Annotated in this window: 9 protein-coding genes; 6 read left to right on the top strand and 3 right to left on the bottom strand. The window is 71.1% G+C overall.

Features of this window, described 5'->3' with window-relative positions; translation table 11 throughout:
* Positions 1 to 450, top strand: a 450-nt coding sequence (locus GT354_RS33535) for a DUF6542 domain-containing protein (protein WP_161360133.1), incomplete at its 5' end; no start/stop codon positions are given.
* Positions 451 to 542: 92 nt separating this feature from the next.
* On the opposite strand, the gene GT354_RS33540 is transcribed toward GT354_RS33535, so the two are convergent.
* Positions 543 to 1,496: a 4-hydroxy-3-methylbut-2-enyl diphosphate reductase gene (locus tag GT354_RS33540; protein ID WP_161360134.1), complete on the bottom strand. Its 954-nt coding sequence runs from the start codon at positions 1,494 to 1,496 to the stop codon at positions 543 to 545.
* Positions 1,497 to 1,703: 207 nt separating this feature from the next.
* Between GT354_RS33540 and GT354_RS33545 the strand changes: the two genes are divergently transcribed.
* Entirely contained in the window at positions 1,704 to 2,744 is a 1,041-nt protein-coding gene (locus tag GT354_RS33545) for an acyltransferase (RefSeq protein WP_161360135.1), read from the top strand.
* Positions 2,745 to 2,850: 106 nt separating this feature from the next.
* Here GT354_RS33545 and GT354_RS33550 read toward each other — a convergent pair whose 3' ends face one another.
* A complete protein-coding gene (locus GT354_RS33550; protein ID WP_161360136.1) occupies positions 2,851 to 3,888 on the bottom strand; it encodes a PHB depolymerase family esterase in 1,038 nt (345 codons plus the stop codon).
* A 214-nt stretch (positions 3,889 to 4,102) separates the two neighbouring features.
* On the opposite strand from GT354_RS33550, the gene GT354_RS33555 reads away from it, so the two are divergent.
* A complete protein-coding gene (locus GT354_RS33555; protein ID WP_161360137.1) occupies positions 4,103 to 4,561 on the top strand; it encodes a (deoxy)nucleoside triphosphate pyrophosphohydrolase in 459 nt (152 codons plus the stop codon).
* Between the two features lie 92 nt (positions 4,562 to 4,653).
* On the top strand, positions 4,654 to 7,110 hold the full coding sequence (locus GT354_RS33560; RefSeq protein WP_161360138.1) for a SpoIIE family protein phosphatase: 2,457 nt from the start codon (positions 4,654 to 4,656) through the stop codon (positions 7,108 to 7,110).
* A 46-nt stretch (positions 7,111 to 7,156) separates the two neighbouring features.
* Here the strand turns inward: GT354_RS33560 and GT354_RS33565 are convergent, their stop codons facing one another.
* Positions 7,157 to 7,672: a hypothetical protein gene (locus GT354_RS33565; RefSeq protein WP_161360139.1), complete on the bottom strand. Its 516-nt coding sequence runs from the start codon at positions 7,670 to 7,672 to the stop codon at positions 7,157 to 7,159.
* Between the two features lie 849 nt (positions 7,673 to 8,521).
* On the opposite strand from GT354_RS33565, the gene GT354_RS33570 reads away from it, so the two are divergent.
* Positions 8,522 to 10,516, top strand: a complete 1,995-nt coding sequence (locus tag GT354_RS33570; RefSeq protein WP_237535733.1) for a hypothetical protein — start codon at positions 8,522 to 8,524, stop codon at positions 10,514 to 10,516.
* Between the two features lie 261 nt (positions 10,517 to 10,777).
* Entirely contained in the window at positions 10,778 to 12,127 is a 1,350-nt protein-coding gene (gene xseA / locus GT354_RS33575) for an exodeoxyribonuclease VII large subunit (RefSeq protein WP_237535734.1), read from the top strand.
* Positions 12,128 to 12,255 lie beyond the last annotated feature (128 nt).

Below are 12,255 nucleotides of genomic sequence, written 5' to 3' on the forward strand. Positions count from 1 at the left end.
CGCCCGGGCGAAGCCCGCCGCACCGCCGACCCCCGCCGCGCGCCCGGCGACGCGGGAGCGGCCCGCCCGGCCTTCGGCAGCCTCACCGCGGCCGGCGCGGTGGTGTTCTCGCTCGGCGGCACCGTGCTCGGCGGCTTCGTCGACCACCTGCTCACCGACGGGCTCGGCTTCCTGTTCGGGCTCGCGTTCGTGGCCGTCGCGGTGTTCGTGGCGTGGACGGTGCGCGCCCAGGACTGGATCGCCGCGATCATCGCGCCACCCATCGCGTTCGCGACCACCGTCGTACTCGTGAGCACGTTCCTCGCCGACGACACGTCGGAGAGCTACCTCACCCGGGTGGGCCTGGACCTGCTCACCGCGCTGTCCTTCAAGGCCGGCCTGCTCTGGGGCGGTACGGCGCTCGCCGCGATCGTCGTACTGGGCAAGCGCCGCATCGCTCGCGGCCACTGACCGCCGGGCGGCGACCACCCGGGCGTCGCGGTCGGCCGTCGGCTCGGACCCCGAGACGTCGATCGACGGCCGGGGTTCGAGCCGGGTGCCGGTCAGGCGTTGCGCAGATCCCTGCGCAGGTCCTGCGGCAGCGCGAACTGCAGCCGCTCCTCCACCGAGCGGTGGATGTGCACATCGGCGAACCCACGCGCGGCAAGCCATTCGAGCACGCCGTCGATCAGCACCTCGGGCACCGACGCTCCCGACGTGAGGCCGACCGTGCCGACCCCCTCCAGCCAGGACTCGTCGATCTCGTCGGCGCCGTCGACCAGATACGACGCCCGGGCGCCGGCTTCCAACGCGACCTCGACCAGGCGCACCGAGTTGGACGAGTTGGTCGAGCCCACGACGATCAGCAGGTCGCACTCCGGGGCGATCTGCTTGACCGCCACCTGGCGGTTCTGCGTCGCGTAGCAGATGTCGTCGCTCGGCGGGTCCATCAGCAGGGGAAGCTTCTTGCGCAGCTGCTCGACGGTGGCGATGGTCTCGTCCACCGAGAGCGTGGTCTGCGACAGCCACGCGACCTTCGACGGGTCGCGGACCTCGACGCCCGCGACGCCTTCGGGGCCGTCCACCAGGTGGATGTGGTCGGGGGCCTCACCGGCGGTGCCGATGACCTCCTCGTGTCCCTCGTGGCCGATCAGGAGGATGTCGTAGCCCTCCTCGGCGAAGCGCACGGCCTCCTTGTGCACCTTGGTCACGAGCGGACACGTGGCATCGATCGTGCGCAGCGACCGCGCGGCCGCCTCCTCGTGCACCACGGGGGCCACCCCGTGGGCGGAGAAGACGACGGTGGCGCCCTCGGGGACCTCCGCGGTCTCGTCCACGAAGATCGCGCCGCGCCGCTCCAGCGTCTCGACGACGTATTTGTTGTGCACGATCTGCTTGCGCACGTATACCGGCGCACCGTACAGATCGAGGGCTTGCTCGACGGTCTCGACGGCTCGGTCGACGCCCGCGCAGTAGCCCCGGGGGGCGGCGAGCAGGACGCGGCTGGTTGACGACATGCGTCCATCGTACGGGCGCATCCGGGTGGATCGCGGGGGCTCGCCCCGAGGACACGTACTAGGGTCGTTCGCCGGGCCGGCACTCGGTACGTCGCGCCCGACCTCTCGCCCGCGCCGCCCACGGGAAGACGCCGTATGCCGCTCAGCCCCACGCAACGGCCCGTACCCGCCGAGGCGCCCCGACCGGGACGCGCGAAGCGCAGACGGGTGAGCTGGGACCTCCTGCGGGTGGGGGCGGTCGGACTCGTCCTGCTGTTCCACGGGACGTTCCTGGTGCGGCAGTGGCATCCCGAGATGGCCGCACGCCCGTTCGTTTTCCCCTACCAGTTGGGGGCGAGCCTGCTCCTGGTGATCTCGGGCTATTTCGCGGCGCTGTCGCTGCGCAAGGGCGACGTGGTGCGTTGGTGGGCGGGTCGGATGGCGCGGATGCTGCCGGCCTTCCTCGTCGGGGTGCTGGGTACGTCGCTGTTCCTGCGCCTGTTCGCGCCGCCCGGTTGGTACGTGCCCACGCTGCACGACGTGCTCGCCAACCTGGCGATGCTGTGGACGTGGAAGCCGCAGGTGTTCCCCTATGTGGACGCGGCCCATTGGACGATTCCGCTACAGCTCCTGTGGTTCACCGCGATCTTCGTCCTGTGGCGCTCCCGGAGAATGGGTGGCGACACCGCCGTGCGCGCGTTGTGGATCGTGCTCGTGGTCGAACTGGCGCTGTTGCCGGTGCGGCTGAACCTGCAGTCCGAGACCTTTCGGATGCTCTACGACGGGTTCGGGCTGTACCGCGTGCACCTGTTCACGGCCGGCATCGCGGTCTACCTGTGGTCGGCGCGCCGGCTGCGCGGTCCGCACGCGAGCGGGCTGCTCGGCGTGTGCGTGTTCGTCCATCTGTGCCAGACCCGACACGTGTCGTGGACGATCGGGCTCGCGGTGGGCATCGTCGTCGTGTCCGTGGCTGCGCTCGGCCCGGACTGGGACCGGTTCGTGCCGGATCCGCTCGTGCGCGCCCTGCGTTGGACGGCGGGCATCACCTACCCGGTCTACCTCGTGCACCAGTCGATCGGCTACGTCGTGATGCGCCGACTGCAAGACGTCGGGGTCGGGCCGTGGGGGCAACTCGTGGGGTTCACGGTCGTCGCGATCGGGTTCGGGTGGGTGCTCACGGTGCTCGTGGAGCGGCCCGCGCACCGCGCGATCATGCGCGGGTTCGACCGCCTGCGACCGACCCCGGCGGTGGTACGGCCGGTCGACTGAGGCTGCGAGCACCCGGCCCCGGCGAGTCCCGGACGCGGCGAGGGCGGTCCCGGCGAAGGTCTCACAGCGAGTCCGGCACCGCGAGTACCGACAGCCCGAGTACCGGCTACAGCGAGTGTCGGGCAAAGAACGCCCACATCAGTTCGTTGGCCGATATCTCCTGGTTGATCCGGCCGAACCCGCGCACCTCGGAGCCCGCCGCGCCGGGCCACGTGTGCCCCGCGTCCGATTCCGTGTACAGGATCACCTCGGCGTTGCCGGCGCAGCCGTCGTACGCGGTGCGCTCGACGTGGCGCGACACCCGGCTCAGGACCGGCGGCTTCGAGCAGCCGTCGATCCGCGCCCAGCGGCGGGCCGCCTCGGGGACGGGGTACGTCCAGCGCGTCGCGCGCCCGCCGTCGTAGGGGTTGGCCTGGTCGGCCAGGCCGTGGAAGGTCAACACCGGCATCGGCCGCATCGGGCGGCACGGGCCCGGCCGGACCCCGTCGGTGCCGTCGGCACGCAGCCCCGCGACCGGCGCGACGGCCGCGATCCGCCGACTCAGCGTGCACGCGAGCAGCGACGTCATCCGCGCGCCGCCGGAGAATCCCGTCGCGTAGACCCGCCGGTCGTCCAGGCACAGCGTCCGGTCGAGCGCGTCCAGGGTCGCGCCGACGAAGCCGACCTCGTCCCGCCCGCCGGCCGCGGCCGGGTGCCCGCCGAACAGTGGCACGCCGGGGATGTTCCAGGCCCGCCCGGTCGCCGAACCGGGATAGCGCAGGCCGCCCTCGGGGACGGCCACCACGAACCCGTAGCGCTCGGAGGTGGCGCCGAGCCCGGTGATGGCCATCTGCGCCGGCCCGGTGCTGTTGCTGCCGTGCAGGTTGAGCACGAGGGGGCGTGGGGTGTTGCCGTCGTAGGAGTTCGGGACGTACGTCTGCACTCGGTAGGTCTCGCCCGAGAACGTCACCGGGACGCCGATCCACCCCCGCCGGTCGCGCCCGTCGCAGCCGTCGGCCGTGCCACTCGCCGGGGAACTCGACCGGACTTCGGCCTGATGGGCCGTCAGCCGGGTCAGCGCGAGCACCGCGAGTACCGACACGACGGCCGCGAACACCGCGAGCAGCCGGGCCGTGCGCGACTCCGCGAGCGTTTTCACCGCCACTGCCGTACTCCTACGCTCGACGCTTCCCGGTCGGTCCCGGTCGGTCCCACCCACGGATCCGGATCCGGCGCTGGATCCGGATCGATTCGGTCCGATTTCGGCTCGATTGAGCCCGATTCGGCTCGATCCGCAAACCTGTCCCCGAAGTCAGACGCTCCCGAACCGTCAAAGGTTGCCCCGTGGGCGGCCCCCGCGGCCCGTAGAGTTGTCGGCCATGACCGGCACTCGCATTGTCGTCGGCGCGGCGATCGTCGATCGAGGGCGCGTCCTGGCCGCGTGTCGCAGCGCGCCGCCCGAGTTGGTCGGCGGTTGGGAGTTCCCCGGTGGCAAGGTCGAGCCGGGCGAGAGCGAGGAGGCGGCCCTGGTCCGCGAGTGCCACGAGGAACTCGGTGTGCGGATCCGCCCGGTTCGCCGGTTGCCCGGCGAATGGCCGCTCGGACGCGGCTACGTGCTGCGGGTGTGGACGGCCGATCTGGTCGACGGCGACCCGCGCCCGCTCCAGGACCATTCGGCGTTGCGCTGGCTGGGCCCGGACAGCCTCGACGACGTCGCGTGGCTGCCGCAGGATCGCCCGGCGGTGGATCTGATCGCGGCCGAGTTGCGGATCGGGCCGTACCCCACGTCGCACGACGCGCCGCACGGCAAGCTGTACCGAGGAGAGCGCAGCCGATGAAACGACCCGAAGGTGTGCGTCGGGCCGGGCTTGAGAACGTGATCAACCGGGAAAACGGTCCGGAATAGCAGCGACAAAGGGATCTGCCGTCCATGGAGCAGCAGCGCCGAGAAGTCGACCGGCAAGCGGGGAAGCCGGCCCGGCGCTCGACGGCGCCCGGATCCCTCTTCGACCTGGTGCCGTCCGCGACCTGGGTACTCGACTCCGACGGCCGCATCGTCATGTGGAGCGCCGCCGCCGAACTGCTCTTCGGTTATCGCCGCGAGGACATCCTCGGCGCCCGCGCGGTCGACCTCGTACACCCGCCCCTCACCGAGGCGCAGGCGGCGGCCACCGAGTCCGACGTGGCCGGCGTCGACGTCTTCGCCGGCACCTACACGCTGCGCCGCGCCGACGGCACGCTGTGCACGGTCGACTCGCGGGCGGCCTTCGCGGAGGACCTCGACGGCAACCGCTACGTGCTGATCACGTCGATGGACTCGGCGGTGCTGCGCAACGTCGAGGCCGATCTCGCGATCCGCGAGGCGCTGTTCGACCAGTCGCCGATCGGCGTGGGCATCTTCGACGCCGAACTGCGCTACGTCGCGGTCAACGACGCGATGGCCGCGATCAACCGGCTGCCCGCCGGCGAGCACATCGGCCGCCGGCTCGAAGAGGTCCGTCCCGGCATGGACACCGAGCGGGTGCGCACGATCCAGCAGCGCGTCTTGGAGACCGGCGAACCGGTGGTCGACTCGCGCATCTTCGGACCGATCCCCACCGACGGCACCCCGCGCACCGTGTGGTCGATGTCGTACAACCGCCTGGAGGCTCCCGGCGGCCGGATCCTGGGCATCAGCTGTTCGTTGATCGACGTGACCGAGCGGCACTACGCGATGGTCAAGGTCGACGCCGCGCGCAAGCGGCTCGCGTTGCTCAACGAGGCGGGCACCCGGCTCGGGGCGACACTGGACATCCCCCGGATCGCCGAGGAACTGACCGCGTCGGTGGTGCCCGGGTTCGCCGACCTCGCCGCCGTCGACCTGCTCGAAGCGATCGTCGCGGGCGAGGAGATCCCGCCCGGCGCACACGCGGACAAGGCCCGCCTGCAGCGCGTCGCCTCGCGCGGCGCGCGGCCGGGCCGCTACACCGAGGAGCTTTTGCACCAGGGCGCCGACCTGGTCTATTCGGCCGACTCGACGTTCGGCCGCTGCCTGCGCACGGGCGGGTCGTACCTGATGCGCAACGTGCAGGACGACATGTACGACGAGCTGATCCGCAACCCGGCGCGGGCCGAGGCGGCGCGGGCACTGGGGCTGCACACCCTGATCGTGGTGCCGCTCAGCGCGCGGGGCGTGGTGTTGGGCACGCTGCTGCTCGGGCGCGGCGAGGGTCGGCCCGCGTTCGACCCCGACGACCTCACCCTCGCGACCGAGTTGGGCGCGCGGGCGGCGGTATCGGTGGACAACGCGCGGCTCTACCACCGCCAGCGCGAGACCGCGGTGATGCTGCAGCGCAGTCTGCTCCCGCAGAATCTGCCGGAGCTGCCGGGCATCTCGGTGGCGCACCGCTACCTGCCGGGCAGTTCGGTCACCGAGGTCGGCGGCGACTGGTACGACGTGATCCCGTTGTCCGGCGGCCGGATCGGCCTCGTCGTCGGCGACGTGATGGGCCACGGCGTGCACGCGGCGGCGGTGATGGGGCAACTGCGCACGGCGGTGCGCACCCTCGCGGGCCTGGAACTGCCGCCCGCCGAGGTGCTCGGCCACCTCGACGACATCGTGGTCGGGCTCGGCGAGTTGCACTACGCGACGTGCGTGTACGTGGTCTACGACCCCGTCGCGCGCACGTGCGAGTTCGCCAGCGCGGGGCACATGCCGCTGGTGGTGGTGCCGCCGGGCGGTCGCCCGCGGGTGATCGACAACCCGCCCGGCACCGTGCTCGGCGTCGGCGGGCTCGGCTTCGAACAGGGCGACTTCCCGGTCGAGTCGGGCAGCGTGCTCGTGCTGTACACCGACGGCCTGGTGGAGACCCGGGACCGGTCGCTCGACGTCGGCATCGGACTGCTGTGCGAGGCGTTGAAGGCGCAGGGCGACACCCTGGATCTGACCGCGGACAAGGTCGTCACCGACGTGCACGAGGAACCCGGCTTCGACGACGTCGCCCTCTTGGTGGCCCGACTCGACGCGCTCGCCGACGACTCGGTGGCCTCGTGGTGGCTGCCCGCCGAACCCGCCGTGGTCTCGCGCGCTCGCGAGCTGACCCGCAAGACGCTCACCGAGTGGAACCTGGAAGCGCTCGTCGACATCACCGAACTCCTGGTGAGCGAACTGGTCACCAACGCACTGCGCTACGGCGCGGGCCCGATCCGGCTGCGGCTGCTGCGCGGCCGCGCCCTGCTGTGCGAGGTCGCGGACGCGGGCACCACACTGCCGCGGATGCGCGAGTCGGAGGACACCGACGAGGGCGGGCGCGGACTGCAACTGGTCAATCAGCTCGCCGAGCGCTGGGGCAGCCGCAAGTCGGGCCACGGCAAGACGGTGTGGTTCGAACTCCCGCTGCCCGAGTAGCTCCCCGGCGCGTCGGTCGGCTCGGGCCCGGTGCCCGGGCGTCGGCTCAGACTCGGCGCTTGAGCTCCGCCGCTACGCCGTATTGGAGCGAGTAGTCGTGCAGGAACCGCGCCCACTCGGCGCTCAGCGGGGCGACCGCGCGCTCGGCGTAGATCGCCTGGGCCTCGCCGAAGGTTCCGGTCTCCTCCATGAGTAACGCCAGCGCGACCAGGGTGGTGTGCGCCGCGCCGCCGACCACCAGGACCCGGCGATCCCGGGACGCCGCGATCAACCTGAGCACCAACAGGCGCAGCCGGTGGATCGGTTCGACCCCGTTGCCCACCGCGGGCACCGGGCGTTCGCTGACCTGGGCCGGCCAGGCCGTGTCCGGCAGGTCGCTCCTGGGCACCCGACGGTCCACGATCACCACCATCTGCGGTGCCTGATCCGGGCTCAGCCCCCACACGCGCAGGGCGTGCTCCCCCTGTTCGAGACCCTCGGAACCACCCTCGGGCCGGCCCGGGCCCTCGGCCACCCACACGTGTGACGTCACCCGCCACGCGCTTCGCGCATCACGCTCCATCGTGCCGACTTCCTTTCGTACCGACCTGGGCCCCGTAGTGTCGTGCCGACCCGAGCCCCGTAGTGACTGAGACCGACGCGCGCGGGCGTCGGTTCTCCGGCGCCGGCCTCTGTCACCGAATCCGCACACCCGATCCGCGCAGCCGAACCCGAACCCGTGCACCCGAAAACCACGCGCGCGACGACCCGCACGTGGTGTGTCGTCGAGTTCGCCCGAACCCGTCGAGGCGGGCAACAGGCGCTGTCCGTGCACCGGTTCCTCGTACGGGGTGGCGGAGGTTTCGACCTGCCCGCCGGGAGACCGTGACAACCGACGCCGCTGCGGGCGGACACGCCGAACACGGGCGCGCGGTTCACCGCGCCGGCTTTCGGCGGCGCCCGACATCGGCGGGTCAACTGTAGCGGTCCGCGAGCGTTGCGTGATCGGTCGCGGATCAGGCGCTCCTTCGTTCCGTTCGCAGGTCGGGAACCGAACCGGACGTCCACGCCCGCCGCACCTTGTCCTTCGCCGTGCACGGCCGACGACGCCCACCTTTCGGACTGCCGGGTACCACCGGCCCGGACCGCCGTGCGCAGCGATCGGGCTTTTCGGCATCCTTCACGGACGGTCGCCCCCGCAACGAATGCGGCTTGTCGTGGTTTCGCTTTTCGAGTCGACGTCCGGAATTCGACTATCGGTACGAGATGTACCGTTCGTGCGATATCCGGCGCTCGAATACACGCTCACCTTCACCGCATACGTGGTACAACTCTCGCGATCGAGCGACCTGGTGGATACGGCTGCTTTCGACCGACTCCACTATCGATCGCTTTGTCCGTCCAGGGTGGGAATCGAGCATTGGGGCTTGTTGTGCGAACTCCGAGATGGCGCGTTCCGTCGGCGGTATTCACCGCCTTGACGGTCGCGATGACCGGCCTGGTCGCGCTGGGGGGCGCGGCACGGGCCGAGACCGGCCCGGGAGCGACGGGCGCCGAGATGCCCATCTACTTCGACGGCGGCCCCGACACACACACCGCGGTCTACACACGCGGCACACCCTCGTCATTGGCCGTCACCACGCAGCCCCAGTACTACCCGATCGGTCGGATCTCGCCTTCCGCCGTGTGGACCACGTCTTCGGTCACTCGGTACGACGAGGAGAATCGCGAGACGAATCGGGCCATTCGGATGCGCGCGACCGCCACCGGCGCGTATACCGATCTTACGAATCCCGTCTTTCCGGGAGAAACCGACGTCAGCCCCGAGTGGTGGGTGGACGACAGCATTGTGTTCCTGCGTCGATACGGCACGGACCCCGTGACGGCCGGCGCGGTATTCGCCATGCGCCGCGACGGAGTCGGGGGAGAGCGAAAGCTCTTCGACGTCGGCCGCGAGATCGAGATCGCCACGAATCCGGCGACCGGCGACATCGCCTACCACTCTTTCGGTGGCGCCTGGCTGCAACGGAAGTACACGCCGGGCACCGGATTCGGCGCTCCCGCCGAAATCCCTGCCCTTTCCGGCGCCAATGCGATCAAGTTTTCCCCGGACGGCACGAAAGTCGCCTTCCAGAAGGACAAGAGGAACGTCTTCCTCGCCGCCGCGGACGGCACGGACGCTCGCGAACTGATTCGCGAAGTCGACCTGGAGGAGAAGGAGTTCGCGTGGTCTCCGCACAGTGATCGCATCGTGGTCGCGTTGCGCAACTACATGCTCGGTGTCTTCGACCTGACCGGGCGACCGGACGCCGTCGCGCAACAGGCGCCCGGAGGTATCCGCGAACTCCAGTGGCCCACCCGGGGAACTCCGGTAGGCCCTCCGGTCGACCTTCCGCCGCCGGCTCCGGTCCTGACCCCGCCCACCGCGTTCGTGGCCGAGGAACCGACCGTGGTCACCATGGTCCCGGGGCTGAGGGTCTTCGCCCGCTCCGCTGCCGATCATTCGCTGTGGTCCCACCAGGCGGGCCTGCCGTGGCAACAGGTGTCCGGCCCCGTACTCGACTATGCCGTGAACCGCACCGGGGACGGCCGGCTCGTCGTCGTGGTCATCCGCGAAGCGGACAACTCGCCGTGGGCGATGACGGAAGGCAATCTGCAGGGCTACTGGACCGCGTGGACCAAGCTCGGCGGCCCGGCTCTCGACGTGCACCTCACTCCCACCGACGGCCCCGATTTCCGCAAGCAGGGGGTCCTGCTGGTTGCCCGGCACCCCGCCACGCACGCGATCTACTCGCTGGGCCTCACGTCGAACGGCGCCGGCGGATTCGCCTGGGGTACGTGGGAGGAGTTCGGCGGCCCGGCGCAGGAGATCTCCACCACCGGGAACGAAGAGGAGGACAAGGGCGCCGTGGTCACTCGCGATCCCGCGACCGGCTCGGTGTTCGCTCGTTGGTCCGACGATCACTACGGTTTCACCCCGTGGCGCCAGATCGGCGGGCCCGCCACGCGCGTCCGTGTCTCGTCGGCGGGAGGCCAACCGGTGTTCACCGCGCAAAGCCCCGTCGATCAGTCGCTCTTCATGATGACGCCGGTGGTGGTCTACCCCGAAACCGACGTGGACGGGTGGATTCGCGTCGGTGACAGTTCCGGGGACTTCACCACCGCCGAGTCCACCACCGACTACCGGTACCCGTCCGTGGCCGTCTTCGCGCTCTACCCGACGGGGACCAACCTGTTCGGCAGCGTGGTCCCGAGGCCGGACAGTCCCGGTGCCGGTCGGCGGCCATGGGTGGCACTGAGCTCCACGACCGGAGTACCGCCCGGCTTCATCGGCCACGAGTTGGTCACCGTCACACCGAACGGGCGGATGTACGTGGCTGCTTGCTCGGACACCCTGTCCTGTGGCGCACCGGTCGCCCAGAACTGATCCACGTCGTCCGTCCGAGGCCCGGCCACTCACCGCGAGTGGCCGGGCCTCGTGCGCTCGCGGCCTGCGGCAACAGCGACGATTCGCCGACGCGGCGGCGACGTCGGGTCGGCTGGTCGCCCTCTCGAAGCACGGACGGGTCGTGCGGGCCGGGTTCGGGCGGCGTCGCTGCGTGGTGTTCGTCGTACGTGGGCGCCGACGCGGTGTGATGGTGTGCGCGGCCTCGCCCGGATGGGTGAGGCGGGCGGTTAGCCTTCGGGGATGGCTCTCACCACTTCCGCCGAAGCGCCCATTCCCGTGGCCGAGATCTCTCGGTTGATCGGAGGGTGGATCGATCGGCTCGGCGACGTGTGGGTCGAGGGGCAGATCACCCAGCTGAGCCGGCGGCCGGGGGCCGGGGTGGTGTTCATGACGCTGCGCGACGCCGAGCACGACGTGTCGATCTCGGTCACGTGCTATCGCAAGGTCTTCGACGCGGTCGCCGACATCGTGACCGAGGGGTCGCGGGTCGTCGTGCACGCCAAGGCGGACTGGTATCGGGCCCGCGGCACGTTGTCGTTGCGGGCCGCGGAGATTCGGCCCGTGGGGATCGGCGAGCTGCTGGCGCGCCTGGAACAGCTCAAGCGGTCGCTCGCCGCCGAGGGGCTGTTCGATCCCCGGCACAAGAAACCGCTGCCGTTCCTGCCGCATCGGGTCGGGCTCGTGTGCGGGCGCGCGTCGGCCGCCGAGCGGGACGTGTTGGAGAACGCGCGGCGCCGCTGGCCGGCGGTACGGTTCGCGGTTCGCAACGTCGCCGTCCAGGGCGTCACTGCGGTGCCGCAAGTAGTCGCGGCAGTGCGGGAGTTGGACGCGGACCCGGATGTCGATCTGATCGTGGTGGCGCGCGGCGGCGGCAGTGTCGAGGACCTGTTGCCGTTCTCCAGCGAGGAGTTGGTCCGGGCCGTGTTCGGCTGCGTGACTCCCGTGGTGAGCGCGATCGGCCACGAACCGGACTCGCCGTTGCTCGACCTCGTGGCGGACTACCGGGCCTCGACGCCCACGGACGCGGCGAAGCACATCGTGCCGGACATCCGCGAGGAGATGCTCAAGGTGCATCAGGTCCGGGATCGGGGGCGGATGGCTCTGCGGGCGCGGCTGGATCGGGAGTACCAGGGGCTGCGGGCGGCGCGGTCGCGGCCGGTGATGGCCGACCCGCATCGCATGGTCGACCTGCGGGCCGAGGAGGTGGCCGGGCTGGTGGACCGGTCGCGGCGCACCTTGCGGCACCTCTTGGAGCGGGCAGCGAGCGACGTCGCGCACACACGGGCCCGGGTGGTCGCGCTCTCGCCGGCGGCCACGCTCGAACGCGGCTACGCGGTGCTGCAGCGCGCCGACGGGCACGCGGTGCGGGGTGCGGCGGAGGTCGCTTCCGGGGAGCGGTTGACGGCGCGGGTCTCGGTGGGGCGGTTCGACGTGGTGGTGTCGTCGGGGGACGGTGGCTCCGGCGGTGGTGGCTCCGACGGTGGCTCCGGCGGCGAGGGTTCGGCTGCGGGAGCCTCTACCGCCAAGGCCCGTACGAAGAGGCCTGCGGCAGGGAAGAGGTCGGCTGTCAAGGGCTCGGGTCGTGGGTGATCCGGTGGGGGGCGGGGGCTGGGGTCGCGCTTTGCTTCGTGCCTTGTTTTCTCCCACCCGCCCACCCGTTCCGTGAGGTGAGCGCGCTGCGGATTCGAGCCCGGTCTACGACGCCCAGGGCGCGCGCT

This window comes from Streptomyces sp. SID3343, assembly GCF_009865215.1.
Taxonomy (GTDB): Bacteria; Actinomycetota; Actinomycetes; order Streptomycetales; family Streptomycetaceae; genus Embleya.

Bases quoted from the DNA above. Each gene is read 5' to 3' on its own strand.
- GT354_RS33540 (WP_161360134.1), bottom strand. From the start codon at position 1,496: ATGTCGTCAACCAGCCGCGTCCTGCTCGCCGCCCCCCGGGGCTACTGC.
- GT354_RS33555 (WP_161360137.1), top strand. From the start codon at position 4,103: ATGACCGGCACTCGCATTGTCGTCGGCGCGGCGATCGTCGATCGAGGG.
- GT354_RS33560 (WP_161360138.1), top strand. From the start codon at position 4,654: ATGGAGCAGCAGCGCCGAGAAGTCGACCGGCAAGCGGGGAAGCCGGCC.
- GT354_RS33565 (WP_161360139.1), bottom strand. From the start codon at position 7,672: ATGGAGCGTGATGCGCGAAGCGCGTGGCGGGTGACGTCACACGTGTGG.
- xseA (WP_237535734.1), top strand. From the start codon at position 10,778: ATGGCTCTCACCACTTCCGCCGAAGCGCCCATTCCCGTGGCCGAGATC.